The organism is Roseateles sp. (assembly GCF_047654785.1).
Lineage (GTDB): Bacteria > Pseudomonadota > Gammaproteobacteria > Burkholderiales > Burkholderiaceae_C > Pelomonas.
Genome location: NZ_JASGKQ010000001.1, coordinates 772561 through 797863, shown reverse-complemented (window position 1 = coordinate 797863; position 25303 = coordinate 772561). Strand labels below are relative to the sequence as shown.

The 25303-nt window shown below is 71.9% G+C and carries 29 protein-coding genes; 16 read left to right on the top strand and 13 right to left on the bottom strand.

The window, feature by feature from the left end; all coding sequences use genetic code 11:
* The first annotated feature begins 9 nt into the window (after window positions 1-9).
* Window positions 10-213 carry a DUF3460 family protein gene (locus QM788_RS03760; RefSeq protein ID WP_415660118.1) on the top strand — a complete coding sequence of 68 codons (204 nt, stop codon included), beginning with the start codon at window positions 10-12 and terminating at the stop codon, window positions 211-213.
* Window positions 214-216: 3 nt separating this feature from the next.
* Window positions 217-1068, top strand: a complete 852-nt coding sequence (locus QM788_RS03755) for a segregation and condensation protein A (RefSeq protein WP_415660117.1) — start codon at window positions 217-219, stop codon at window positions 1066-1068.
* A gap of 7 nt (window positions 1069-1075) precedes the next feature.
* On the opposite strand, the gene QM788_RS03750 is transcribed toward QM788_RS03755, so the two are convergent.
* Both QM788_RS03750 and QM788_RS03745 read right to left on the bottom strand, forming a co-directional pair.
* Window positions 1076-1990, bottom strand: coding sequence for a DUF808 domain-containing protein (locus tag QM788_RS03750; protein WP_415660116.1), 915 nt, complete (start codon window positions 1988-1990; stop codon window positions 1076-1078).
* A gap of 55 nt (window positions 1991-2045) precedes the next feature.
* Window positions 2046-2501: a MaoC family dehydratase gene (locus tag QM788_RS03745; RefSeq protein ID WP_415660115.1), complete on the bottom strand. Its 456-nt coding sequence runs from the start codon at window positions 2499-2501 to the stop codon at window positions 2046-2048.
* Window positions 2502-2604: 103 nt separating this feature from the next.
* Between QM788_RS03745 and kefC the strand changes: the two genes are divergently transcribed.
* The 4 genes from kefC (at window position 2605) to QM788_RS03725 (ending at window position 5620) form a co-directional block, all read left to right on the top strand.
* Window positions 2605-4443, top strand: coding sequence for a glutathione-regulated potassium-efflux system protein KefC (kefC, locus tag QM788_RS03740; protein WP_415660114.1), 1839 nt, complete (start codon window positions 2605-2607; stop codon window positions 4441-4443).
* A gap of 32 nt (window positions 4444-4475) precedes the next feature.
* Window positions 4476-4907 (top strand): DUF1841 family protein, encoded by a 432-nt coding sequence (locus QM788_RS03735; RefSeq protein WP_415660113.1) that lies wholly within the window; start codon window positions 4476-4478, stop codon window positions 4905-4907.
* Between the two features lie 79 nt (window positions 4908-4986).
* Window positions 4987-5199, top strand: coding sequence for a DUF2281 domain-containing protein (locus QM788_RS03730; RefSeq protein ID WP_415660112.1), 213 nt, complete (start codon window positions 4987-4989; stop codon window positions 5197-5199).
* Between the two features lie 4 nt (window positions 5200-5203).
* Window positions 5204-5620: a PIN domain-containing protein gene (locus QM788_RS03725; RefSeq protein ID WP_415660111.1), complete on the top strand. Its 417-nt coding sequence runs from the start codon at window positions 5204-5206 to the stop codon at window positions 5618-5620.
* A gap of 107 nt (window positions 5621-5727) precedes the next feature.
* Here QM788_RS03725 and QM788_RS03720 read toward each other — a convergent pair whose 3' ends face one another.
* From QM788_RS03720 to flgA, 3 genes are all read right to left on the bottom strand, one after another.
* A complete protein-coding gene (locus tag QM788_RS03720; RefSeq protein ID WP_415660110.1) occupies window positions 5728-6120 on the bottom strand; it encodes a hypothetical protein in 393 nt (130 codons plus the stop codon).
* Between the two features lie 12 nt (window positions 6121-6132).
* Window positions 6133-6441: a flagellar biosynthesis anti-sigma factor FlgM gene (gene flgM / locus QM788_RS03715; protein ID WP_415660109.1), complete on the bottom strand. Its 309-nt coding sequence runs from the start codon at window positions 6439-6441 to the stop codon at window positions 6133-6135.
* A 139-nt stretch (window positions 6442-6580) separates the two neighbouring features.
* A complete protein-coding gene (gene flgA, locus QM788_RS03710; RefSeq protein ID WP_415660108.1) occupies window positions 6581-7285 on the bottom strand; it encodes a flagellar basal body P-ring formation chaperone FlgA in 705 nt (234 codons plus the stop codon).
* Between the two features lie 147 nt (window positions 7286-7432).
* On the opposite strand from flgA, the gene flgB reads away from it, so the two are divergent.
* The 7 genes from flgB (at window position 7433) to QM788_RS03675 (ending at window position 12663) form a co-directional block, all read left to right on the top strand.
* Window positions 7433-7843, top strand: a complete 411-nt coding sequence (gene flgB / locus QM788_RS03705; RefSeq protein WP_415660107.1) for a flagellar basal body rod protein FlgB — start codon at window positions 7433-7435, stop codon at window positions 7841-7843.
* A 14-nt stretch (window positions 7844-7857) separates the two neighbouring features.
* Window positions 7858-8274 carry a flagellar basal body rod protein FlgC gene (gene flgC / locus QM788_RS03700; RefSeq protein WP_415660106.1) on the top strand — a complete coding sequence of 139 codons (417 nt, stop codon included), beginning with the start codon at window positions 7858-7860 and terminating at the stop codon, window positions 8272-8274.
* 17 nt (window positions 8275-8291) lie between these two features.
* A complete protein-coding gene (locus QM788_RS03695; RefSeq protein WP_415660105.1) occupies window positions 8292-8933 on the top strand; it encodes a flagellar hook assembly protein FlgD in 642 nt (213 codons plus the stop codon).
* A 55-nt stretch (window positions 8934-8988) separates the two neighbouring features.
* Window positions 8989-10347, top strand: coding sequence for a flagellar hook protein FlgE (flgE, locus tag QM788_RS03690; RefSeq protein ID WP_415660104.1), 1359 nt, complete (start codon window positions 8989-8991; stop codon window positions 10345-10347).
* 64 nt (window positions 10348-10411) lie between these two features.
* Complete coding sequence (gene flgF, locus QM788_RS03685; protein WP_415660103.1) at window positions 10412-11143, top strand: flagellar basal-body rod protein FlgF; 732 nt, start codon at window positions 10412-10414, stop codon at window positions 11141-11143.
* 11 nt (window positions 11144-11154) lie between these two features.
* Entirely contained in the window at window positions 11155-11937 is a 783-nt protein-coding gene (gene flgG / locus QM788_RS03680) for a flagellar basal-body rod protein FlgG (RefSeq protein ID WP_415660102.1), read from the top strand.
* 57 nt (window positions 11938-11994) lie between these two features.
* Window positions 11995-12663: a flagellar basal body L-ring protein FlgH gene (locus QM788_RS03675; RefSeq protein WP_415660101.1), complete on the top strand. Its 669-nt coding sequence runs from the start codon at window positions 11995-11997 to the stop codon at window positions 12661-12663.
* Between the two features lie 221 nt (window positions 12664-12884).
* Here QM788_RS03675 and ppa read toward each other — a convergent pair whose 3' ends face one another.
* Complete coding sequence (ppa, locus tag QM788_RS03670; protein WP_415660100.1) at window positions 12885-13415, bottom strand: inorganic diphosphatase; 531 nt, start codon at window positions 13413-13415, stop codon at window positions 12885-12887.
* Between the two features lie 153 nt (window positions 13416-13568).
* Here ppa and QM788_RS03665 point away from each other — a divergent pair, with 153 nt between their 5' ends.
* Both QM788_RS03665 and QM788_RS03660 read left to right on the top strand, forming a co-directional pair.
* Window positions 13569-15707, top strand: coding sequence for a sodium-translocating pyrophosphatase (locus tag QM788_RS03665; protein WP_415660099.1), 2139 nt, complete (start codon window positions 13569-13571; stop codon window positions 15705-15707).
* Between the two features lie 81 nt (window positions 15708-15788).
* Entirely contained in the window at window positions 15789-16640 is an 852-nt protein-coding gene (locus tag QM788_RS03660; protein WP_415660098.1) for a hypothetical protein, read from the top strand.
* Between the two features lie 15 nt (window positions 16641-16655).
* On the opposite strand, the gene QM788_RS03655 is transcribed toward QM788_RS03660, so the two are convergent.
* The 3 genes from QM788_RS03655 to QM788_RS03645 are packed head-to-tail and all read right to left on the bottom strand — an operon-like array spanning window position 16656 to window position 20335.
* Window positions 16656-17027 (bottom strand): hypothetical protein, encoded by a 372-nt coding sequence (locus QM788_RS03655; protein WP_415660097.1) that lies wholly within the window; start codon window positions 17025-17027, stop codon window positions 16656-16658.
* A 34-nt stretch (window positions 17028-17061) separates the two neighbouring features.
* The gene (locus tag QM788_RS03650; protein WP_415660096.1) at window positions 17062-19782 is read right to left on the bottom strand and encodes a protein kinase domain-containing protein; all 2721 of its coding nucleotides are present in this window, start codon (window positions 19780-19782) and stop codon (window positions 17062-17064) included.
* 1 nt (window position 19783) lies between these two features.
* Window positions 19784-20335 carry an ECF-type sigma factor gene (locus QM788_RS03645; RefSeq protein WP_415660095.1) on the bottom strand — a complete coding sequence of 184 codons (552 nt, stop codon included), beginning with the start codon at window positions 20333-20335 and terminating at the stop codon, window positions 19784-19786.
* Window positions 20336-20809: 474 nt separating this feature from the next.
* On the opposite strand from QM788_RS03645, the gene QM788_RS03640 reads away from it, so the two are divergent.
* Entirely contained in the window at window positions 20810-21322 is a 513-nt protein-coding gene (locus QM788_RS03640) for a diguanylate cyclase domain-containing protein (protein ID WP_415660094.1), read from the top strand.
* A 44-nt stretch (window positions 21323-21366) separates the two neighbouring features.
* Here QM788_RS03640 and QM788_RS03635 read toward each other — a convergent pair whose 3' ends face one another.
* The 4 genes from QM788_RS03635 to QM788_RS03620 form a co-directional block, all read right to left on the bottom strand.
* A complete protein-coding gene (locus QM788_RS03635) occupies window positions 21367-22062 on the bottom strand; it encodes an ABC transporter ATP-binding protein (RefSeq protein WP_415660316.1) in 696 nt (231 codons plus the stop codon).
* A gap of 71 nt (window positions 22063-22133) precedes the next feature.
* Window positions 22134-22904 carry an ABC transporter ATP-binding protein gene (locus QM788_RS03630; RefSeq protein WP_415660093.1) on the bottom strand — a complete coding sequence of 257 codons (771 nt, stop codon included), beginning with the start codon at window positions 22902-22904 and terminating at the stop codon, window positions 22134-22136.
* The gene (locus QM788_RS03625) at window positions 22901-24196 is read right to left on the bottom strand and encodes a branched-chain amino acid ABC transporter permease (RefSeq protein ID WP_415660092.1); all 1296 of its coding nucleotides are present in this window, start codon (window positions 24194-24196) and stop codon (window positions 22901-22903) included. Before QM788_RS03625 ends, QM788_RS03630 begins: the two co-directional genes overlap by 4 nt.
* Window positions 24196-25155, bottom strand: a complete 960-nt coding sequence (locus QM788_RS03620; protein WP_415660315.1) for a branched-chain amino acid ABC transporter permease — start codon at window positions 25153-25155, stop codon at window positions 24196-24198. Before QM788_RS03620 ends, QM788_RS03625 begins: the two co-directional genes overlap by 1 nt.
* Between the last annotated feature and the right edge of the window lie 148 nt (window positions 25156-25303).

The following is a 25303-nucleotide window of genomic DNA, read 5'->3' as shown; positions in this document are numbered from 1 at the left end:
AAGACCACCATGCCGCTGTTCTGGAAGCCCTACAAGTCCGACGTGACCCAATTCATCGACCAGCTCAAGGCCCAGCGCCCGACGCTGGAGGCCGAGCAGCGCGCCGGCCGCGCGCTGCTGTGGGACCGCGAGCAGGACCGCACCGCGCAGGCCGGCTTCAACGCCGCCCGCGTGCCGCAGAAGCCCTACGTCTACCAAACGGATTCCAAGTAAGCCGTGACTGGGGTCGTGGCCGACGAGCCCAGCCACGCTGAGTCTGGCCTCTCCGGCCTGCCCGAAGCGGTCGATACCGTCGCCGTCGCCCGCCTGTACGGCGAGCCGCTGTTCCAGCTGCCGCTGGACCTCTACATCCCGCCGGACGCGCTGGAGGTCTTCCTCGAAGCCTTCCAGGGCCCGCTGGACCTGCTGCTCTACCTGATCCGCAAGCAGAACTTCAACATCCTCGACATCCCGCTGGCCGACGTGACGCGCCAGTACCTGAGCTACGTCGAGCAGATCCGCGTCCACAACCTCGAACTCGCCAGCGAGTACCTGCTGATGGCGGCGATGCTGATCGAGATCAAGTCGCGCATGCTGCTGCCGCCCAAGAAGAGCGAGGACGGCAAGGAGCCCGAGGATCCGCGCGCCGAGCTCGTGCGCCGGCTGCTGGAGTACGAGCAGATCAAGCTCGCCGCCGCGCGGCTGGACCGCCTGCCCGTGCTGGGGCGGGACTTCCTGCGCGCCCAGGTCCACATCGAGCAGTCGCTCACCACCCGCTTCCCCGACGTGGACGCCGCCGACCTGCGCGAGGCCTGGCTGGACATCCTGAAGCGCGCCAGGCTCAACCAGCACCACAAGATCAGCCGCGAGCACCTGTCGGTGCGCGAACACATGAGCCTGGTGCTGCGCCGGCTGCAGGGCCAGCGCTTCGTCGAGTTCGAGCAGCTCTTCGACGTGACGCGCGGCCAGGCCGTGCTGGTCGTCACCTTCATCGCGATGCTGGAGCTGGCGCGCGAGCGGCTGCTGGAGATCACGCAGGCCGAGGCCTTCGCGCCGATCTACGTCCGGCTGGCCCACACGCCCGCCTGAGCCGGGCTCAGGATTTTTTCCGGCCGCGCAGCTTCTGCACCGCCGTCACGACGCCCAGCACCACCGCGCCGGCGACGATGCCGGCCAGGCCGTTGCTGCCGTTCTCGATCAGCGCCGCCACGCCCCAGGAGCGGCCGGCTGCCCACTGCGCGACGGCATGGTGCAGCGGCGCGATGCCATGCACCAGGATGCCGCCGCCCACCAGGAACATCGCCGCCGTGCCCAGCACCGACAGCGCGCGCATCAGCCGCGGCGCGGCGGCCAGCAGCAAGCGGCCCGCCGCCTGCGCCGCCGCGCCGGCCCGGCGCGACAGCCACAGCCCCGCGTCGTCCATCTTGACGATGCCGGCCACCAGCCCGTAGACGCCCGCCGTCATCGCGATGGACACCGCCACCAGCACGGCCAGCTGCGTCTGCAGCGCGGCGCCCGCCAGCGTGCCCAGCGAGATGACGATGATCTCCGCCGACAGGATGAAGTCGGTGCGGATCGCGCCCTTGACCTTGTCGCGCTCGAAGGCGGCCAGGTCCAGCTGCGGATCGGCCAGCGCCTTCAGGTGGGCGTCGTGGTGCGCCTGGTCCTCGGCGGCGCTGCGCAGGAACTTGTGCGCCAGCTTCTCGAAGCCCTCGAAGCACAGGAAGGCGCCGCCCGCCATCAGCAGCGGCGTGATCGCCCAGGACGCGAACGCCGAAACGGCCAGCGCGGCCGGCACCAGGATGGCCTTGTTCAGCAGCGAGCCCCGCGCCACGGCCCACACCACCGGCAGCTCGCGGTCGGCCTTGACGCCGGTGACCTGCTGCGCGTTCAGAGCCAGGTCGTCGCCCAGCACGCCGGCCGTCTTCTTGGCGGCCACCTTGGTCATGGTCGCCACGTCGTCCAGGACGGTGGCGATGTCGTCGAGCAGCAGGAACAGGCTGGAGGCCATGGGCGGCAGGGTCAGTCGTGGGACGGGCCGCGATGCTATCCGCCCCCGGCGGCGTTCAGCGGTAATGCCGCGCCAGGCTCTCCGCGATGCACACCGGCTTGGCCGCGCCCTCGGCCTCGATGGCCACCTCCACCGTCAGCTGCACCGCGCCGCCGGCCACCTCGTCCATCGCCAGCAGCCGGAAGCCCGCCCGCAGCCGGCTGCCCACCGGCACCGGCGCCGTGAAGCGCACCTTGTTGAGCCCGTAGTTGACGACCATGCGCGTCTCGCGCACCGCGAAGCCGGTTTCGAAGAAATACGGGATCAGCGACAGCGTCAGGAAGCCGTGCGCGATCGGGCCGCCGAACGGGCCGGCCGCGGCGCGCGCCGGGTCGACGTGGATCCACTGCCGGTCCTCGGTGGCCTCGGCGAAGGCGTTGACGCGCGGCTGGTCCACCGTGATCCAGTCGCTGTGGCCCAGCGGCTGGCCGACGAGGGCCTGCAGGTCGGCCAGGGTTTCGAAAATGCGCATGGGCGGGGTCGGGAAGGTTGACGTGCGCGGACGGTAACCTACCCCGCCGTGCCGGGCAGCCCCGTCCGCGACATCCGACCTCCCCGCCCCTCTGCCCGCCCCCATGACGCACGGCTCCTCCTGGCTCCACCTGCCCCTGGTCTTCCTCACCGCCGCCGTGCTGGCCGTGCCGCTGGCGCGCTACCTGCGGCTGGGCGCCATCCTCGGCTACCTGGTCGCCGGCGTGCTGATCGGGCCGGCCGTGCTGGGCCTGGCGCCGGCCTCCGCCACCATCCCCGAGGTGGCGGAGCTGGGCGTCGTGCTGATGCTCTTCCTGGTCGGCCTGGAGCTGGAGCCGCGGCGGCTGTGGGCCATGCGCCGGCCCATCTTCGGCTGGGGCAGCGTGCAGTTGCTGGGCTGCGCGGCGGTGCTGGCGGCCGTGGGCCTGGCCCTGGGCCACCCGTGGCGGCTGGCCGTGGTCGTCGGCCTGGGGCTGGCGATGTCGTCCACCGCCGTGGCGCTGGCCGTGATGGGCGAGCGCAACCTGGGCCGCACGACGGCCGGCGAAAGCATCCTGTCCGTCGCGCTGCTGCAGGACATCGCGGCCATCCCGGTGCTGGCGCTGGTGCCGGTGCTGGCCCTCAGCAGCGCGCACGGCGGCGGCGGCCCCACCTGGATGGCGGCGGCCAAGGCCCTCGGCGCCATCGTCACCATCATCTTCGGCGGCCGGCTGCTGCTGCGCCCGGCGCTGCGCTGGATCGCCCGCAGCAAGACGCCCGAGATCTTCACCGCCGCCGCGCTGCTGCTGGTGCTGGGCACGGCGGCGCTGATGCAGGCCGTGGGGCTGTCGATGGCGCTGGGCGCCTTCCTGGCCGGCGTGCTGCTGGCCGAGAGCGAGTACCGCCGCGAGCTGGAGACCGACCTGGAGCCGTTCAAGGGCCTGCTGCTCGGCCTGTTCTTCATCACCGTGGGCATGGGGCTGGACCTGGCCGCCGTGGCCGCGCAGCCCGGCCTGGTGCTGGGCGTGCTGGCGGCGCTGCTGGCCTGCAAGACCGCCGTGCTCACGGCCATGGCCCGGGCGATGCGGATCCCGCTCGTCGAGCGGCCGGCCTTCGTCATCCTGCTGGCGCAAGGCGGCGAGTTCGGCTTCGTCGTGTTCCAGCTCGCGCTGGGCGAGGGCCTGATCGACGCGGCGCAGAACTCCGCGCTGGTCGCGGCCGTCGCGCTGTCGCTGGCCCTCACGCCGCTGCTGCTCAGCGGCGGCGACCAGCTCATGTCGCAGCAGCTCGCCCGCCTGGGCCGCAAGGACCGCCGCGACGACGCCCCGCCACCGCCGCCCGCGCCCATCCTGATCGCCGGCAGTGGCCGCTACGGCCAGGTCGTGGGGCGGCTGCTGCGCGCCAACGGCCTGCAGGCCACCGCGCTGGACCACGATGCCGAGGCCATCGAGAGCCTGCGCCGCTTCGGCTGGACCGTGCACTACGGCGACGCCACGCGGCTGGACCTGCTCAGGCGTGCCGGCGCCGCCAGCGCGCGCATCCTCGTCATCGCCATCGACGACGTCGGCCAGAGCCTGGCGCTGGCCGAGCTGGCGCGCACGCACTTCCCGCAGCTCACGCTCGTCGCCCGCGCCCGCAACGTGCAGCACTACTACCGGCTGCGCGAGCTGGGCGTCGAGCACGTCGAGCGCGAGACCTTCGAGTCGGCGCTGCTGAGCGCGCGCAGCGTGCTGGAGCTGGCCGGCATGAGCCCCCAGGCCGCCCGCCGCCAGGCGCTGCGCTTCAAGCGCCACAACCTGGAGCTGCTGGAGCGCATGGCGCCGCTGCAGCGCGACGAGGGGGCGCTGATCGCCGCCGCCAAGCTCGGCCTGCAGCAGTTCGACCAGCTCGTCGCCGCCGAGCGCGCGGCGGAGGACGCCGGCCGCGAGGCCCGCAACAAGGCCCGGGACGGGCACGACGCCTGACCCCGCGGGACCGGGCGGCGACAATCGCGGCCATGTTCGCCCCGTCCCAGCTCGAAGTCCGGCGCTTCTTCTGCGCCACCTACCGCAAATGGCGCGACGGCCTGCCGTTGATCCCGATGGAGGCCATCGCGGCCGACTGGATCGCCGAGCACCCGGAATACCACGCCGACCTCGCCGACGAGGCGGCCGCGCTGGCACAGGTCTACACGGTCGAGGAAGGCCGCACCAACCCCTTCCTGCACCTGTCCATGCATTTGACGATCACGGAGCAGCACGCCATCGACCAGCCGGCCGGCATCCGCCAGGCCATCGACCTGCTGGCCGCCCGCCGCAACTCGCGCCACGAGGCCCACCACACGGCGATGGAAGCGCTGGGCGAGATGATCTGGACCTCCCAGCGCAGCGGCCTGCCGCCGGACGGACATGCCTACCTGGACCGGGTGCGGCAGGCGGCGACGCGTTGAGGCCGGCACCGAACCCTTGCGCATTTCCGCAGGCAACTAAAATTCAACCCGTTTCGCCGCCATTCGCAAGAGTGCCTCCATGAGCCTTGCCGCCCGCATCTACGACAAAGTCCTGTCGCTGCCCCAGCAGGCCGCCAGCGAGGTGCTGCACTTCGCCGAGTTCCTGGCCGCCCGGCACGCCCAGCCGGTTGCGGAGCAGGCCGCGAAGCAGGATGCAGGCACGTTCTACGCCCGCTATCAGGCCGACCTGTCCGACCATCGCTTCGACCGCGACGAAGCCAACGCGCGCTGAGGCCATGCCCAAGGCGTTCCTCGACAGCAATGTGTTGATTTACGCGCTGGGCCAGGAACCGGCAAAGAAGGCGGCGGCCGTGGCGCTGCTCGACACGCCGGCCACGATTTCAGTGCAAGTGCTGGGTGAAGTCGCCAACGTCATGCGGCGCAAGCTCGGCTTCACGCCGCAGCAGGCCGGAGAAGTGGTTGCCGACCTGGTTGATCGCCTGGACGTGGCGCTCGTCGGCACGCAGACCGTGCAGCATGCATTGGCGTTGGCACAGCGCCATTCGCTCTCGCACTTCGACGCGCAAATCGTCGCCAGCGCGCTCGAAGCGGGTTGCGAGGTGCTGTTCTCGGAAGACCTGCAAGCAGGGCATGTGTTTGAACGGCGGCTGCGCGTCGTCAATCCATTTTTGGTGACGCAGCCCAGTTCGTAGAGGTGCAGGAGCAGCAGGCGCACGCTCCCGGCCCGGCTCGACACCCAACTCGGATAGCAAAAAGCCACCCCGCGGGGTGGCTCTTGCGTGGCGGGTGCGGCCCCGGATCAGGCCTGGTAGCCGCCGCCCCCCAGGCTGCGCCGCTCCGCGCGGCCGCCGGCGCCGTACAGGCCGGTGGGCTCGCTCGGGATCAGCACGTCCAGCGCCCGGTCCAGCGAGGCGTTGCCGCGCGCCAGCGCCTCGCGCTGCGCGGCGAGCAGGCCGCCGGCGCGCACCAGGCGGTGGCGCAGCGCGGTGGGCACGCCGCCGGTGCGGGCGGCCTCGCGGAAGCTCTGCACGGCGCGGGCCAGGTGCTGGTGCAGCTCGGCGGCGTGCTGCTCGATCGCGGCGGTGTCGCGGCGGGCCAGCGCGTCGCCGAGCTGGTTCAGCGCGGCCTCGACGGCCAGCAGCGGCTGTTCGAGCTCGGCGCCGAGCGGAAGGGGCGAGGCGGTGGCGGTCATGGGTGCAGGGGCTCAGTGCTTGTTGGCGCGCGCGTCGAGCAATTCTTGCGCATTGGCGACCAGCCGGTCCGCGATCGCGCTGGCGTTGATCGTGAACTTCCCCTCGGAGATGGCCTGGGAGATGCGCTGGACCTTGGCGGCGTCGAAGCTGCCGTCGTCGCTGCCGGCGGCGGCCAGCTGGGCGGTGCTGGAAATGGCCACCTGCGCGCTGGGCGCCGGGGCGGCGGCGTCGGCGAGCGGGGCGTCGGGCTTGCGCGCGGCGGGGCGCCGCTCGACCTTGGCCGGGCCGGCGCTGGCTTCGGGGCTGTTGCCGATCTTCATGGGCTTCTCCAGGGTGCGGGGCGGACCCCGCTGGGGGTATTGCAGGGGGAGTTTCCCCTTGTATCGGCCCCGCGCCCAGGAACTTGAGCGGGATTTGGCGGGTTTTTCCGGTCCGCCGCGGCGTTTCGTCGCGCCGCGCTCACAGCAGCAGCTCCACGCGGCGCTCGCCGACGGCACGGCCGCTGGCGACGCGGCCGCTCTCGAAGCGCACGCGCACCTCCTGCCCCTCCACCCCGGCGGACAGCGCCTGCGCCTGCGACGCCGCCGAGAAGCCCGGGCCGGCGGCCAGCACCTGCACGGTGTCGCCGGCGGCGAACCACTGGCGGGACTTCAGCGCCGGCGCGCGCACCGCCTCGGCCGCCGCGAGCGGGCGGGCCAGCGTGCGGCCGGCCAGCGGCGCGGCGTCGGTGAAGACGGCGCCGGGCTCGGCAGCGATGTCGATATCGGCCAGCGCGAGCTGGTCTTGAGCCAGCGTCGTGCCGGCCGGCAGCGGCGCGGCGGCGACGACGACGCGGCCGAACACCGACACCCGCACCGGCAGCGTGACGTTCCAGCGCGCGCTGCCGTCGGTGCAGCGCAGGCCGATGCGGCTGCGCCCCCAGACGGCCATGCCCGGCGGCAGGTAGGGCTGCACCTGCCGGCAGGGCGCCAGGCGCAGGCGGGCGTCGAGCTGGCCGATCTCCACGGCCACGCGCGTGCCCGGCGGCGCGGTGGCGCGCGCGGCGGTCTCGGCGAGCTGGCGCACGCGCTCGACGAGCGCGGGGTCGAGCGCAGGGGCCGGCGCGGCCTGGGCACAGGCCCCGGCCAGCAGGGCCCACGGCAGGAACGCGGTTCGACGCAGCATGGCCGCCACTCTAGAGAGGGCCGCGGCCGCCGCGAGGCCCGAATTGACGGGCTTTTCCCCCGCTGATCCCGCTCATGTTTCCGGGGGTGCTCCAGACAATTTGCGCCAGGAGGCCATGCCGGCCCCGCCCCTCGAAAGAGGCCCGAGATGAACCGACTCACCGACTCGCTGAACTTCCAGACCCAGGCGCTGACGCTGCGGGCGGAGCGCCAGCGGCTGCTCGCCAGCAACATCGCCAACGCCGACACGCCGGGCTACCAGGCCCGCGACATCGACTTCGCCCGGGCGCTGCGCGAGGCCACCGGCGAGCTGGCCACGCCCGGCCGCCTGGCGACGACGCAGCCCGCCCACCTGGCGCCGCTGGCCGGCGCGCGCGGCGAGACCGGCAAGGCCTACGCGCTGCAGTCGCAGACCAGCCTGGACAGCAACGGCGTGGACATGGACCGCGAGCGCGCCAGCTTCGCCGACAACGCGGTGAAGTACGAGGCCACGCTGCGCTTCATCAACGGCTCGGTGCGCACCGCGCTGGACGCGATGAAGTCGCACAACCAGGGCTGACGGAGGGCTGAGCCATGTCGATGTTCCAGATCTTCCACGTCAGCGGCAGCGCGGTCAGCGCGCAGAGCCAGCGCCTGAACGTGGTGGCCAGCAACCTGGCCAACGCCGACACCGTGGCCGGCCCGGACGGGCAGGCCTACAAGGCGCGCCAGGTGGTGTTCCAGACCCAGTTGATGGGCGCCGGCAACGACGGCGGCAATGCCGGCGTGCGCGTGGTGCAGGTGACCGAGGACCAGACGCCCGGCCGCCGCGTCCACGACCCCGCGCACCCGCAGGCCGACGCCGACGGCTACGTCACCTACGCCAACGTGAACCCGGTGGAGGAGATGGTCAACATGATCTCCGCCTCGCGCTCCTACCAGAACAACATCGAAGTGATGGGCACGGCCAAGAGCCTGCTGCTCAAGACCCTGCAGATGGGCCAGGGCTGACCCGGAGACACCGCACCATGGACATCACCGCCCTCAACGGCAGCACGACGGCCACGCCGACCATGTCAGCCAAGAACGCCGCCGACACGCAGGACCGCTTCCTGAAGCTGCTCGTCGCGCAGATGAAGAACCAGGACCCGCTGAACCCGATGGACAACGCCCAGGTGACCAGCCAGATGGCGCAGATCCAGCAGGTCACCAGCCTGTCCACGCTGGACACCAGCATCAAGGGCCTGGGCGGCCAGCTCGGCCAGATGCAGGCGCTGCAGTCCATCTCGCTGGTGGGCCGCGAGGTCAGCGTGCCCAGCGACAGCCTGCAGGTCAGCGGCGGCGAGGCCGGCGGCAGCTACGAGCTGGACGGCCCGGCCAAGAACGTCAAGCTGGAGATCCTCGGCCCGGCCGGCAACGTCATCGACACCCAGCAGCTCGGCGCCCAGGGCTCGGGCCGCCAGACCTTCAGCTGGCAGGCCGGCGCGCTGGCCGCCGAAGGCAGCGAGCTGAAGTACCGCATCACCGCCACCAACGGCACCACCGCCGTCACCGCGACGACCTACGCCCACGACAAGGTCACCGCCGTCTACAGCGAGGACAGCCGCCTGAAGCTGAACCTCGAACGCCTCGGCCCGGTGGATTACACCAGCGTGTCGGCCGTCAACTGACCGGCCCCGCCCTTCCGCCTCCCCCGCCCCACCGCACGACAGCAAGGACTCCCCCATGAGCTTCCAGCAAGGCCTCTCCGGGCTCAACGCCGCGTCCAAGAACCTCGACGTCATCGGCAACAACATCGCCAACTCGGGCACCTACGGCGCCAAGGCCTCGCGCGCCGAGTTCGCCGACGTCTACGCGGCCGCCCTCAACGGCGCGGGCAAGAACCAGATCGGCATCGGCACCTCGCTGCAGGCCGTGGCCCAGCAGTTCACGCAGGGCAACATCTCGGCCACCGAGAACCCGATGGACATGGCCGTCAACGGCGCCGGCTTCTTCCAGGTGACCGACGGCGTCAGCCCGGTGCGCTACACCCGCAACGGCCAGTTCAAGCTCAGCCGCGACGGCTTCATCGTCAACAACGACAACCTCAAGCTGATGGGCTACCCGGCCACCGACGACGGCATCATCCAGCCCGGCATCGCCCAGCCCATCAAGCTGCCCACGGCCGGCATCCCGCCCAAGGCCACGACCAAGGCGGCGCTGGAGTTCACGCTGGACTCGCGCAAGGAGCCCATCGTCGCCTCGGGCATCAAGCTCACCGACGCCACCACCTACACCAACGCCACGTCCATGACCGTCTACGACGCCAAGGGCCAGGACGTGGCCGTCACCTTCTACTTCCAGAAGACCGGCGCCGACAGCTGGAACGTCTACGCCACCGCCAACGGCGAAGCCTTCGACAGCGCCGGCAACGCGGTCGCGCCCGACGCCAGCGGCAACATCACCCAGCCCTTCACCACCATCAACTTCCCCACCACCGGCGGCCGCCCCGACAGCATCGGCGGCGTATCGCGCGGCCAGGCCTGGACCGACTCCGGCCTCACCCCACCCTCGCCCGACCAGGGCCAGTGGCCCCCGGGCTGGTCCATCCCGATGAGCATCCCCGCCGTCACCACCTCCACCGGCAAGAGCACGCTGGCGATCCCCGGCATCGAGTTCGACCTGACCCAGGCGATGGAGAACGGCAGCAACTTCGCGGTCACCGACCTCACCCAGGACGGCTACTCCCCCGGCCAGCTCACCGGCATCTCGGTGGCCGACAACGGCACCATCCTGGCCCGCTACTCCAACGGCCAGAGCAAGCCCTGCGGCCAGGTCGAGCTGGCCAACTTCCGCAACCCGCAGGGCCTGGAGGCCATGGGCGGCAACGTCTGGATGCGCACCATCGCCTCGGGCGACGCCGTCGTCGGCGTTCCGGGCGACGGCAACCTCGGCGACCTGCGCTCCGGCGCGCTGGAGGAAAGCAACGTCGACCTGACCGCCGAGCTGGTCAACATGGTCACCGCGCAGCGCGCCTACCAGGCCAACGCGCAGACCATCAAGACCCAGGACCAGGTCATGCAGACCATCGTCAACCTGAGGTGATGGCCCGCCCCCGACGCGCCTTCGGCGCGCGGCGCGGGCGCGCGCACCGAGCAAAGGAGCCGGCATGGATCGGATGATTTACCTGTCGATGGCCGGCGCCAAGGCGGCCATGCAGCGGCAGGACGTGCTCTCGCACAACCTCGCCAACGTCACCACCAACGGCTTCCGCGCCGAGCTGCAGGCTTTCCGCGCGGTGCCGGTGCGCGGCGACGGCGCCTCCACCCGCGCCTTCGCGCTCGAAACCACGATCGGCTACGACGCCGCCCCCGGCGCGCTGACCCCCACCGGCCGCAACCTCGACGTGGCCATGCAGGGCAGCGCCTGGCTGGCCGTGCAGGCCAACGACGGCACCGAGGCCTACACCCGCGCCGGCTCGCTGGACGTGAACGCCGAAGGCCTGCTCGTCATGCGCAACGGCATGCCCGTGCTGGGCGACGGCGGCCCCATCACCATCCCGCCGGACAGCACCGTGGCCATCGGCGCGGACGGCACCGTCAGCGCCGCCCAGCCCAACCAGCGCCCCACCCCGGTGGGCCGGCTCAAGCTCGTCACCCCCGAGGCCACCCGCCAGCTGCAGCGCAGCGACGACGGCCTGTTCCGTGCCGCCGACGGCGACCTGCCCCAGGACCCCGCCGCGCGGCTGCAGGACGGCGCGCTGGAAGGCTCCAACGTCAGCGCCGTGCAGACCATGGTCTCCATGATCGCCGCGGCCCGCCAATTCGAGCAGCAGATGAAACTGCTGCAACTCGCCCAGACCCAGGGCCAGCAGTCCGCCAAGCTGCTCGGCCCCACCTGAGGACCCCCGCCATGATGCGCTCGCTCTGGATCGCCAAGACCGGCATGGAAGCCCAGCAGACCCAGCTGGACAACATCTCCCACAACCTCGCCAACGTCGCCACCAACGGCTACAAGCGCTCGCACGCCGTCTTCGAGGACCTGATCTACCAGAACCTGCGCCAGGCCGGCGCCAACAGCACGGAACAGACCACGCTGCCCACCGGGCTGCAGGTGGGCCTGGGCGTGCGCCCGGTGGCCACCGCCCGCATCTACACCCAGGGCAACCTGCAGCAGACCGGCAACAACCTGGACCTGGCCATCAAGGGCGACGGCTTCTTCCAGATCCAGATGCCCGACGGCACCACCGCCTACACCCGCGACGGCAGCTTCCAGCTCAACGCCAACGGCCAGATGGTCACCAACAACGGCTACACGCTGCTGCCCGGCATCACCATCCCCGAGAACGCCCAGTCGCTGACCATCGGCAACGACGGCACCGTCAGCGTCACGCTGCCCGGCCAGGCCGCGCCGCAGACCGTGGGCCAGCTGCAGACCGCCAACTTCATCAACCCGGCCGGCCTGGACCCGCGCGGCCAGAACCTCTTCACCGAAACCGCCGCCAGCGGCACGCCCAGCACCGGCTCGCCCAACGGCAATGGCCTCGGCGCGGTGCAGCAGGGCTACGTCGAAACCTCCAACGTCAACGTCGTGGAGGAGCTGGTGCAGATGATCCAGACCCAGCGCGCCTACGAACTCAACTCCAAGGCCGTGCAGACCTCGGACCAGATGCTGCAGAAGCTGGCGCAGATATAGGCCCATCCGGGCCGGCTGCGCGGCCTGGTGGGCAGGCTGACACAAGGAACAGACGTCATGAAACTGGTCATCGCCATCATCGCCGCGGCCCTGCTCGCCGGCTGCGCCACGCCCTACCCGACGCCGGAGGTGGAGCTGAGCCACACGCCGGTGGTCGAGCTGCCGCCCGTGCAGCCGGTGGCGGCCGGCAACGGCGCCATCTACCAGGCCGCCGCCTACCGCCCGCTGTTCGAGGACCACCGCGCCCGCCTCGTCGGCGACACGCTCACCGTCAGCATCACCGAGCGCGTGTCCGCCACGCAGACCAGCACCAGCGAACTCAGCAAGACCGGCACGCTCTCCGCCGGCGTCACCGCCGTGCCCGGCATCTCGCCCAAGGCCTTCGCCCGCGCGGGCGCCGAGGCCACCTCCGGCAACGACAACAAGGGCAAGGGCAGCAACCAGAACACCAACGAGTTCATCGGCGTCATCACCACCGTCGTCACCGGCGTGCTGCCCAACGGCCACCTGATGATCAGCGGCGAGAAGCAGATCGGCGTGAACCGCAACGTCGACGTGCTGCGCTTCTCCGGCCAGGTGGACCCGCGCCTGATCGGCCAGGGCAACGTCGTGCCCTCCACCTCGGTGGCCAACGTCCGCATCGAACAACGCGGCCGCGGCGCCGTCAGCGACGCCCACGCCATCGGCTGGCTGTCGCGCTTCTTCCTGAACCTGGCGCCGAGCTGACCCCTTCGGCATCGGGCCGGGGGCCATCGGCAGCCGACACCCGCCCGCGCCCACGACCAGGAACGCCGGCGGCGGTGGCGCAGCAGCAGGCCCGTGTCGCCGTCTTCGTTCGTCGCGATCAACTTACGGCGGGACTTTCACCCGCAAGAGTGCGCTCATGCCGAGCGCACAAAAAAAGCGCCGCATCAGCGGCGCCTTCCAGCCACGGGGGGCAGCCCCGGTCAGGCCTTGGCGTAGTTCGCCATGCCCTCGGTGATCTCGCGCTTGGCGGCGTCCGGGCCTTCCCAGCCCTTCACCTTCACCCACTTGTTCGGCTCCAGGTCCTTGTAGTGCTCGAAGAAGTGCTGAATGGCCTTCAAGCGCATCTGGTTCACGTCCTCGATCTTTTCCCAGTGGCTGTACATCGGCAGGATCTTGTTGGTCGGCACGGCCAGCAGCTTGGCGTCGCCGCCGGCTTCGTCGTCCATCATCAGCACGCCCAGCGGCCGGCAGGTGACGACCACGCCCGGCGTCAGCGCGAACGGGGTGATGACCAGCACGTCCACCGGGTCGCCGTCGTCGGCCAGCGTCCTGGGGATGTAGCCGTAGTTGCACGGGTAGTACATCGGCGTGGTCAGGAAGCGGTCGACGAACAGCGCGCCGGTCTCCTTGTCCACTTCGTACTTGATGGGGTCGGCATTCATCGGGATCTCGATGATGACGTTGAACTCGTCGGGCGCCTTGGCGCCGGGGGACACGTTGTGCAGGCTCATGGTCGTCGTTCTAGCGGCTAAGGGAAACCCGGATTCTAGGTTTATGGGTAAACGAGCCCCCGCCGCCTCGGGGCCGGCCCTTAAGCTCCGCCGCGCAGGCCTGCGCAGCCCGCGTGGGCCGGACAGATCACACGCACCTGAGGAGACGAACACATGTCGACGGAGATGGCGCTGTACTTCGCACTGGCCTGCGGCCTCGCGGCCGTTCTTTACGGCTTCATCCAGCGAAGTTGGATCCTGAGCCAGGACGCGGGCAACGCCCGCATGCAGGAGATCGCCGCGGCGATCCAGCAGGGCGCGGCCGCCTACCTCGGCCGGCAGTACCGCACCATCGCCCTCGTGGGCGTCGTGCTGGCCGTCGCCCTCGCGGCATCGGGCCTGGGGCTGACGACGGCCGTGGGCTTCGTCATCGGCGCGGTGCTCTCGGGCATCTGCGGCTTCATCGGCATGAACATCTCGGTGCGCGCCAACGTACGCACCGCGCAGGCGGCGACGAAAGGCATCGGCCCGGCGCTGGACGTGGCCTTCAAGGGCGGCGCCATCACCGGCATGCTGGTCGTCGGCCTCGGGCTGCTGGGCGTCGGCGGCTTCTATCTCGCCATCGGCGGCGGGCATGACAGCGCGGCGCTCAAGCCGATGCTGGGCCTGGCCTTCGGCTCATCGCTGATCTCGATCTTCGCGCGGCTGGGCGGCGGCATCTTCACCAAGGGCGCCGACGTGGGCGCCGACCTGGTGGGCAAGGTCGAGGCCGGCATCCCCGAGGACGACCCGCGCAACCCGGCCGTCATCGCCGACAACGTGGGCGACAACGTCGGCGACTGCGCCGGCATGGCCGCCGACCTGTTCGAGACCTATGCCGTGACCCTGATCGCCGCGATGGCGCTGGGCGCGCTGATGGTGCTGGGCGACGCGGCCCAGGCCGGCGTCATCTACCCGCTGGCGCTGGGCGGCGTGTCCATCATCGCCAGCATCGTCGGCTGCTTCTTCGTGAAGGCCAGCGACGGCATGAAGAACGTGATGCCGGCGCTGTACAAGGGCCTGATCGTGGCCGGCGTGCTGAGCCTGGTGGCGTTCTTCTTCGTCACGCGCGCGATGTTCCCCGGCGAGGTGCGGCTGGCCGGCGGCGGCAGCACCAGCGCGATGGCGCTGTTCGGCGCCTGCGCGGTGGGCCTGGTGCTGACGGCGGCGATGGTCTGGATCACCGAGTACTACACCGGCACGCAGTACGCCCCGGTGCAGCACGTCGCGCAGGCCTCCACCACCGGCCACGGCACCAACGTCATCGCCGGCCTGGGCGTGTCGATGAAGTCCACCGCCTGGCCGGTGCTGTTCGTCTGCGCGGCCATCTACGCGGCCTATGCGCTGGCCGGGCTGTACGGCATCGCGGTGGCGGCGACCAGCATGCTGAGCATGGCCGGCATCGTCGTCGCGCTGGACGCCTACGGCCCGATCACCGACAACGCCGGCGGCATCGCCGAGATGGCCGAGCTGCCCGCCGCCGTGCGCGACGTGACCGACCCGCTGGACGCCGTGGGCAACACCACCAAGGCGGTCACCAAGGGCTACGCCATCGGCTCGGCCGGCCTGGCCGCGCTGGTGCTGTTCGCCGACTACACGCACGCGCTGGAGGCGCGCGGCCTGCACGTCAGCTTCGACCTGTCGGACCACCGCGTCATCCTCGGCCTGTTCATCGGCGGGCTGATTCCCTACCTGTTCGGCGCCATGGCGATGGAGGCCGTGGGCCGCGCGGCCGGCGCGGTGGTGGTGGAGGTGCGCAAGCAGTTCGCCGACGGCGCCATCATGGCCGGCCGGCGCAAGCCCGACTACGGTGCGGCCGTGGACATGCTGACCACCGCCGCCATCAAGGAAATGATCGTGCCGTCGCTGCTGCCCGTGGCCACGCCGGTCATCGTCGGCCTGACGCTGGGCCCGGCCGCGCTCGGCGGCCTGTTGATGGGCACCATCGTCACCGGCCTGTTCGTCGGCATCAGCATGTGCACCGGCGGCGGCGCCTGGGACAACGCCAAGAAGCTGATCGAAGAAGGCTTCAAGGACGACAAGGGCCAGGAGCACCGCAAGGGCAGCGAAGCGCACAAGGCCGCCGTCACCGGCGACACCGTGGGCGACCCCTACAAGGACACCGCCGGCCCGGCCGTGAACCCGCTGATCAAGATCATCAACATCGTCGCGCTGCTGATCGTGCCGCTGCTGCCGCTGCCGGCCGGCAGCCACGCGCCCGCCCCCGAGCCGGCCGCCGCCGTGGCGCCCGCCGCCTCGCCGGCGTCGGAATAGCGCCGGCCCCGGGCAAACCCCGCACCACGGCCTGCTTGCGCAGGCCGTTGCCACGTCCGGGCCACGGCAGAATCGCGGCCCATGGCGAGCCTGGCGATCACGAGACATGAACTGGCGCGGCGGCGCGGGCAGCTGCAGGAGCTGCAGCGCTACCTCGCGCTGCTGGAGGCCGACCACGACGGCGCCCGCGCCCGGCTGCTCGGCTTCCGCCAGCGCTACCTGGAGGCGCTGGGCCCGCTGATGCGCGAGCTGGACGCGCTGGAGGGCCAGCTGCAGCAGGCCACCGCCACGCTGTCGGAGGCGCTCAGGCGCCAGGGCGTGGAGCCGCCGCCGCCGGCCCCGCCGCGCAGCCGGCCCTGGCCGGACATCCCGGCCCTGCCCGCCGCCACGCCGCTGCCGCCCGAGCCTGCCGGCCCGCTGGCCGACCTGCCTCCGCCCAGCCTGAAGACGCTGTACCGGCGCGCCGCCCGGCGCCTGCACCCGGACCTGGCGCCCAGCGGCCCGGCGCGCGCCGCGTGCGAGCAGCGCATGGCCGCCGCGAACGAGGCCTATGCCAGCGGCGACCGCGCGCGGCTGGAGCAGCTGCTGCTGGCGGCCGGCGAGCCGGCCGAGAAGGTCATCGGCGGCCCGGCCGACGCGCTGCGCGCCTGGCTGGGCCTGTGCGAGCACCTGGTGCAGGGCCGCATCCGCGTCGTGCAGGCGCAGACGCTGGCGCTGCACAGCCTGCAGATGCACGGGCTGCGCGTCGCCGTCGAACGCGCCGAGGCGGGCGGCATGCGGCCGCTGGACATCATGGCCGCGCGGCTGCGCGCGCAGATCGCCGAGCGCCGGCAGGAGCTCTACATCGGCGAGCGCGTCGGCGGCGACGCCCGGCTGGCGGCGGACTTCCTGCGCCGCCGCCACCAGCAGCTGGCCGGGCCGGGCCCGGGCTGAGCGCCGCAGCGGGATTTACTGGTCGTCGTTCGAGACGACCGGGTCCGCGCTGGCGTACAGCGTCGAGACCGTGCCGCGCGGCGAGAAGATCAGCACCACGCCCTTGCTGACGGCCTGGCCGCCGGGCATGGGCACGCTGACCACCCCGGCGCTGGCGGCGGCGAAGTTGGCGTCGGTCATCACCGGCGCCTGGCCCAGCGTCTGGTAGCTGGCGCCCAGCAGCACCAGCTCGGAGCCTGCGGCCTCGGCGATGTCGCAGGCCGGGGCCGCGAGCGGCACGGCGAGCCTGCTGTCCGCCACCGGCTGGGTGCAGGCCGGGTCGGCGTAGTAGCTGCAGGCGGCGAAGGCGCCGTCGGCGCTGGCCTTCACGTAATAGGTCGTGGTCATCGCGAACTCAACACAAGTGGAACGGACGCCCAAGCTAACGGCCTTCCGGGCCGGCCGGGCCCGCGCCCGATGCGGCCGCCAGCCAATTCCGGACTTCCTCCACGTCCGGCCCGTCGGCCGGGGCCTCGCAGCGGCGCGCGAGCAGCCAGGCGCCGGTGACGCGGTGGTCCACCTTGACGTGCGCGGCCAGCAGGCCGAGGTCGTCGCGCACGCGCGCGCAGGCGTCGTCGGGGGCGGTCCGCGCGGTCAGCAGCGTGCGGTCCAGGTCGGCGAGCGCGCGCGCCAGGTCCATGGCCGGCCGCGCCCGCAGCGATTCCCGCAGCCGCTGGCGCACGGCCTCCAGCTGCGCCCAGGCGGCCGGCCGGCCGGCGTCGCCCGCGGCGGCCAGGCTCAGGCGCACCCAGCGCGCGCGGTCGCGCAGGCGCTGCTGGCGCACCGCCGCCGGACCGGCCTGCTCCCAGCGGTCCAGCTGGCTCCCGGTCCGCGCCAGCGCGTCCCGCAGCGCGCGCGGGTCCGGCGGCGGCGCGATGTCCAGCGTGGCCAGCTCGGCGACCAGCGTGCCGGCCTGCCAGCTCCGGTTCGACGGGTCGCGCCTGGCCAGCTCGGCATACAGCGGCGGGATGCGCCGCAGGGCCTGCCGCGCCTCGTCCGGCCGGCCCAGCGCGTGCAGCGCCTCGGCGAGCCAGCGGTGCAGGTTGGCCTGCTGCTGGATGTAGCGGGCGTCGTCGTCATCGGCGCGCCGCTGCGCGGCCAGCAGCGCCTGCCACTGCCGGAAGCAGTCCAGCGCCGCGCTGGCGTCGCCCTGCCACAGCCGCGTCATCCCCAGCCAGCTCAGGATGTCGGCGTAGTCGAGCCAGGCGGCGCCGCGCCCCGCCTCCGGCAGGTGCTCCAGGGCCTGCCGCTTCATGCGCAGCGCGCCCTCGAACGCCCGGGCCGCGTCGGGCAGCCGGCCGACGTCCTGCGCCAGCACGCCGAGGTTGGCCTCGGCGGAGGACAGCTCCGCCATCGCGTCCATGTCCTGCGGCCGCTCGCGCAGCCATTGGGCGCTGACGTCGCGGTAGTCCTGCCAGGCCCGCCATGCGGCATCGGTGTCGTTCTGCCGCCAGGCCAGGTGGCCGATCCAGAACGCGGCCGCGCCCTGGGCCTTGCGCCAGGCGGCGGTGAGCCCGGGCTCGGGCGGCTCGCCCGCCAGCAGCGTGCGCGCCGCCCGCAGCGGCGGCAGCGCCGCGTCCAGCTCCCGGCGCGTGACGCGCACCTCGCCGATGACGGTCAGCGCCTTGGCGCGGCTCAGCCGCTCGTCGGCGCGCACGGGCGCCTCGGCCGTCAGGTGGCCCAGCGCCCGCCCGCCGATGTCGTCCAGCAGCTCCAGCTTGCCGACCGGGCGCAGCTTGTCGGCGAAATCGCCCAGCATGTAGGCCAGCAGCTCGTCCGACTGCTGGCGCCGCTGCTCGGCCTGCTGCTCGGCGGCCTCGGCGCGGCGGGCCTGCAGCGTGCTGACCGTCGTGAGAGCCACCAGCGCCAGCACGGCGGCGGAGCCGGCCGCCACCGCCCACCGGTGCCGCCGCACGAAGCACCCCAGCACATAGAGCCGGCTGTCCGGCCGCGCGGCGATGGGCTCGTGGGCCAGCCAGCGCCGCAGGTCGTCGGCCAGCGCCTGGGCATTGGCGTAGCGCTCGGCGGGCAGCTTCTTCAGCGCCTTGGCGACGATGGTGTCCAGGTCGCCGCGCAGCTGCCGGGCCTGGCGCGCGATGGCGGCATCGGCCTGCGCGGCGGCCGCGTCGGACAGGCGCCGCGGCACCTGCTCGACGACGGCCTTGAGCCGGTCCAGCTGGGTGCGGGTGCGCAGGTCGTCGCTGGTCGGGTGGCTGCCGCCCAGCAGCAGGTAGAGCAGCACGCCCAGCGCGTAGACGTCGGTGGCGGTGGTCACCTCGGCCTGCTGCACCTGCTCGGGCGCGGCGAACTGCGGCGTGAAGGCGCTGCCGGCGCGCTGCGTCAGCTCGGTGGCGGCGGCGCCCTGGCTGGCCTGGACCGCGTCGTCGAGCAGCTTGGCGATGCCGAAGTCCAGCAGTTTCACGTCGCCGTCGGCGGTGACGAGGATGTTGCTGGGCTTGAGGTCGCGGTGCAGGATGAGCCGCGAGTGCGCATGCGCGACGGCGGCCAGCACGTCCAGGAACAGGCACACCCGGGCCTCGGCGCCCAGCTGGCGCTGGCGGCAATAGACGTCGATGGGCTGGCCGTCCACGTACTCCAGCACCAGGTAGGGCTGGTTGCCCTGGTGCAGGCCGGCGTCCAGCAGCCGGGCGATGTGGGGGTGGGACAGGCGGGCGAGGATGTCGCCCTCGCGCGCGAAGCGGTCCGCGCTGCCGTGCCCGAACAGGCCGGCCATCAGGAACTTGACCGCCACGCGGCCCTCGAAGCGCCCGTCGGCGCGCCGCGCCAGCCAGACGCTGCCCATGCCGCCCTGCCCCAGCGGGCGTTCCAGCAGGTAGGGGCCGATGACCTGGCCGGCCAGGTCGGGCGGCGGCGGCAGGGCCTCCGCCGCGTCCCGCCACGGCGCCACGACGGGCTGGCTGAGGAAGCCCTGCGCCGCGAGGCCGTCCGCGCGGGCCAGCATGTCGGCGAGCTGGTCGGCGGTGGCGGGGTCGGCGGCCCGCAGCGCCGCGAGGCGCTCGCCGCGTTCGGCGGGCGCCAGGTCCAGCAGCTCGTCCAGCAGGGGGCTCAGCGCCAGCCAGCGCCGCTTGTCGGCCGGGTCCATGTCACCCCAGGCTGATCGACAGGAACAGGCGCGCCTTCTGCCAGTCGCGCTGCACGGTGCGCTCGGTCACGCCGAGCGCCTCGGCGATCTCGGCCTCGCGCAGGCCGGCGAAATAGCGCATCTCGACGACCTGGGCCAGCCGGGGCTCCAGCTGGGCCAGCTCGTCCAGCGCCTCGTGGACGCGCAGGATGTCGGCGTCGCCCTGGGGCAGTTGCTCGGCCAGCACGGTGTCCAGCGGCAGTGGGGCTTCGCCGCCGCCGCGGCGCTCGGCCTGGCGGGCGCGCACGAGGTCGACGACGACGGAGCGCATCGCCTGGGCGGCGTAGGCAAGGAAGTGGCGCCGGTCGGGAAAGTCGGCGCCGGAGGCGCCCGCCACGCGCAGCCAGGCCTCGTGGACCAGCACCGTCGTGTCCAGCAGCGTCAGGTGGCCGGCGTTGCGCACCTGCCGGCGCGCCAGGCGCTGCAGGTCGGCATAGAGCCGGGCCACCACCTGGTCGGCGGCGGCGCTGTCGCCCTGCCGGGCGGCCTGCAGCAGTTGGGTGATGGCTTGCACCGGCCGGACTCTAGCGGCTGCGGTGCGGGCGCCGCCAGCCGGCGCGGGATTCCCCGAGTTGGGGCGGCGGGGCATTTTTGGCGCTTTGGGCGTTGGGATCTCGTGATGACGCTGCGGCTACTGCGATGACCGGGCTGGCGCCGGGACGCGGGGCGGGCAATTGCTCCGTGTCCCCCGGGCCGGCAAGCCGGCCCTCCTCCTTGACCTGCGCAATTGCCCGCCCCCGCATCCCGGCGCTTCCACCAGCGGGTTGTCGCGGCAAACACCGAGCGCAACGCTGAGCAGGAGGGCGGGTGGCCCAGGAACCCAGAAAACACAAATTTCTTGAAGCGGATGTCGGGTCCCGCATCCGGATGCCGTTTAGCTGAATGAGGAGCAACGGCCCCGGGCCGACCAGGGGGGCAAACCGGGCCGGCCCGCCGCCGTTGCGCCTCACCCCGCGCAGGTCCGCGCGCCCTGTTCATCCGTGATGCCATGTTCCACGCTCCGCCACCCGTCACCGCCCCTCCCGCCGCCGCCGCGCGCGGCCCCGGCCCGGCCGTGCGGCTGCCCGTGGTGGAGTCGATCGCGGCGTTCGGCGTGCAGGTGTCGCGCCAGTTCGTCCAGTGCCGGCGCGAGGGCGGCCAGCTGGCGCTGCTGTGGGTGGACGTGGAGGTGCTGGCCACGCCCGGCAGCGGCTCCTACGCCAGCGAGCGCGAGGCGCTGATCCAGAACGTCAGCCAGCGCCTGCGCAACCGCGTGCGCGGCTCGGACGAGGTGGTGCGAGTCGGCGAGCATGGCTTCGCCGTGCTGCTGCTGGCCGCCGGTGCGCCGGAGGCCCGGCTGGTGGCGCAGCGGCTGCTGCAGGCGCTGCGAGGCACTTACGGCGTCGAGGGCCGGCAGTCGCAGGTGGGCGTGCGCGTGGGCACGGCGATCTTCCCGGAGTCCGGCCGCAACGGCGCCGAACTGGCCGAGGCCGCACGCGCCAGCCTGGCCACCGCGCCCTGAGGGCTCTCAAGGCCGGCACGCGGCGCCGCGTGCCGCTCGCCGCGCTAGACCTCCAGCCACTCCTTGCGGATGAAGGCGTTGGCGCGCAGGTCCGCCGGGCTGCCCTCGAAGACGATGCGGCCGTGGCCCATCACGTAGCAGCGCTCGGAGATCTCCAGCGCGATGGCGAGCTTCTGCTCCACCAGCAGCACGGCGATGCCGCGCTCCTTCAGCGCCTTCAGGTACTCGGCCACCAGCTCGACGATCTTGGGCGCCAGTCCCTCGGTGGGCTCGTCGATCATGATGAGGTCGGGGTCGCCCATCAGCGTGCGGCACAGCGTCAGCATCTGCTGCTCGCCGCCGGACAGCACGCCGGCCTCGGTGTGCTGGCGCTCCTTCAGGCGCGGGAACATGCGGTACATGTCGTCGAAGCCCCAGCGGGGGCTTTTCGCGCCGCGCTTCTGGCCCAGCATCAGGTTCTGGTGCACGGTCAGCTTGGGGAAGATGTCGCGGTTCTCGGGCACGTAGCCCAGGCCCAGGTGGGCGATCTCGTAGGCCTTGCGGCCGATGAGCTCGGTGTCGCCGAAGCGGGCCGAGCCCTTGGCGTCCACCTGGCCCATGACGGCCTTGGCCGTCGTCGAACGGCCCGCGCCGTTGCGGCCCAGCAGGCTGACGATCTCGCCCGGCCGCACTTCCATGCTGACGCCGTGCAGCACGTGGCTCTTGCCGTAGAAGGCGTGGACGTTGTCCAGCCTGAGGATGCGGCCCTGGCCTGCCGGCCTGCCTTCGCCTTCGGCTGCGGAGCGAGCCCCTTCGGGCGGCCGTGCGGGGCTCATGCATGCACCTCCGCCAGCACCGAGCCGAGGTAGGCCTCCTGCACGCGCGCGTTCGCGCGCACCGCGTCGGGCGTGTCGAAGGCGATGACTTCGCCGTAGACCAGCACCGCGATCTTGTCGGCCAGGCCGAACACCACGCCCATGTCGTGCTCGACGGTCAGCAGGGTCTTGCCCACGGTCACCTCCCGGATCAGCTGGATGAAGCGCTGCGTCTCGCTCTTGCTCATGCCGGCGGTGGGCTCGTCCAGCAGGATGACGCTGGAGCCGCCGGCGATGGTGATGCCGATCTCCAGCGCCCGCGCCTCGGCGTAGGTGAGGTTCATGGCCAGCACGTCGCGGCGCTTGTCGAGCTTGATCATCTCCAGCACCTGCTCGGCGCGCTCGTTGGCGTCGTCCAGCCGGGAGAGGAACTTCCAGAACGCATAGCGGTGGCCCAGGCTCCACAGCACGGCGCAGCGGATGTTCTCGAACACCGACAGCCGCGTGAACAGGTTGGAGACCTGGAAGCTGCGCGACAGGCCCTGGCGGTTGATCTCGTAGGGCTTCTTGCCGTCGATGCGCTGGCCGTGCAGGTGGATCTCGCCCGAGGTCGGCGCGAAGCGGCCGCTGACGAGGTTGAACATCGTGCTCTTGCCCGCGCCGTTGGGGCCGATGACGGCCACGCGCTCGCCGGCCCGCACGGCCAGGTTCGCGCCGCGGATGATCTCGCTCTTACCGAAGCTCTTGCGCACGTCGCGCAGTTCGAGCGCGTAGGTCGCGTTGCTCACAGCGCCTCCCTGCGTTTGATTTCCTTCTCGATCTCCTCCTGGATCTCGCCCCACCGGCGCGCATAGTGGCGCCGCGCCAGCTCGAAGAGCCCGGCGCCCACCACCATCAGCAGCCCGGCGCCGAACCAGGCGTCCACGCCCGCGCTGTTCAGCGTCGCGCCCATGAAGCGCAGCTCGGGGCCCAGCGCCTCGTTGAGCTGGCGGTGGTAGACCATCTCGATCATGGCCGCCGCGCCCACCAGCGCCGCCAGCGCCGCGCCGGCCAGCGCGAGGTAGGAGGCCCAGATCTGCTTGAGCTTGCCGAAGGCCGCCACGCGCAGGTTCATCAGGATCAGGCTGGCGAAGCCGCCCGGCGCGTACATGACCATGAACAGGAAGATCAGGCCCAGGTACAGCAGCCAGGCCTTGGTCAGCTCCGACAGCAGCACGCTGCACAGCACCATCAGCACCGCGCCGATGATGGGGCCGAAGAAGAACATCGCGCCGCCGAGGAAGGTGAACAGCAGGTAGGCGCCGGAACGCGCCGCGTGCAGCACCTCGCCGTTGACGATCTCGGTGTTGACGGCGCCCAGGCCCCCGGCGATGCCGGCGAAGAAGCCGGAGATGGTGAACGCCAGGAAGCGCACCCAGTGCGTGTTGTAGCCGATGAAGCCGACGCGCTCCGGGTTGTCGCGCACCGCGTTGAGCATGCGGCCCAGCGGCGTGCGCGTCAGCGCGAACATCGCCGCCGTGCAGACGAAGCAGTACAGGGCCGCGAGGTAGTAGACCTGGATCTGCGGCCCGAACGTGATGCCCATGACCGGCTCGCCGACGACGCGGTTGCTGGAGATGCCGCCCTCGCCGCCCGAGAACTCCGGCAGCATCAGCGCCAGCGCGAACACCAGCTCGCCGATGCCCAGCGTGATCATCGCGAACGGCGTGCCGGCCTTCTTCGTGGACACGTAGCCCAGCAGCGCCGCGCACACCAGGCCGGCCAGGCCGCCCACCAGCGGGACCAGGCTGACCGGGAGGCCCAGCGTGCCGGCGCCCACCTTGTTCAGCGCATGGATGGCGAGGAAGGCGCCCATGCCGCTGTAGACGGCGTGGCCGAAGCTCAGCATGCCGCCCTGGCCCAGCAGCATGTTGTAGGCCAGGCAGGCGATGATGCCGATGGCCATCTGCGTCAGCATGGTCTGCGCCAGGCCGCTGGTCCAGATGCGCGGCGCGACGACGAGCGCGACCGCGAACAGGCTCCAGACCAGCCAGCGGCCGACGTTGTAGGGCTTGAAGTGGAATTCCTTGACCTGGCTCATCAGTCTTCTCGCGTGCCGAGGAGGCCCTTGGGCCGGAAGATCAGGATCAGCACCATCAGCAGGTAGGGCAGGATCTGCGCGACCTCCTTCAGCGCCAGGCGCAGCACCGGGTAGCCGGGCGTCTCGGGCGTGATGGTGAAGCCCATCGCCGTCAGCGCGGACGCCAGCGAGGCGTCCACCGTCAGCGGCAGCGTCTGCAGCAGGCCGATGACGATCGAGCCGACGAAGGCGCCGGCCAGCGAGCCGATGCCGCCCACGACCACCACGACGAAGATGATGGAGCCGACGATGACGGCCATGTTGGGCTCGGTGACGAAGGTGATGCCGCCGATGACGCCGGCCAGCGCCGCCAGCGCGCAGCCGCTGCCGAACACCAGCATCAGCACCCGCGGCACGTTGTGGCCCAGCGCCTCGACCATCTCGGGGTGGGTCAGCGAGGCCTGGATGACCAGGCCGACGCGAGTGCGCGTCAGCAGCAGCCACAGCGCCACCAGCATCAGCAGCGCGACGGCCATCATGAAGGCGCGCGTCAGCGGGAAGGTGGAGCACAACGCCGCCGTGCACAGCTCCGGCGCGGCCTTGCCCAGCACCAGCGACATGCCCTGCGCGGACGACGAGATGATGGTGAAGGCCGAGCCCTGCAGCTCCGGCGGCGGCGTGAACGGCACCGCGGTGCGGCCCCAGATCAGCTGCACCAGCTCCAGGATGACGTAGGACAGGCCGAAGGTGATCAGCAGCTCCGGCACATGCCCGAACTTGTGCACCCGCCGCAGCGCCAGCCGCTCGAACGCCGCCCCCATCAGCCCCACGGCGATGGGGGCCAGCAGCAGCGCGGGCCAGAAGCCGACGATGCCCACCAGCGAATACGCCACGTAGGCGCCCACCATGTAGAAGCTGGCGTGCGCGAAGTTCAGCACGCCCATCATGCTGAAGATCAGCGTCAGGCCCGAGCTGAGCATGAACAGCAGCAGCCCGGAGGACAGCCCGTTCAGCAGGTTGATGAAGACTTGATCCAAGACCGCCCTTTCGGAAACACGCCCTCCCGGCCAGGCCGGACGGCGTCGCAAACGGGCCGGGCCCGGGCGCGGCATGCGCCCGAGGCCGGCT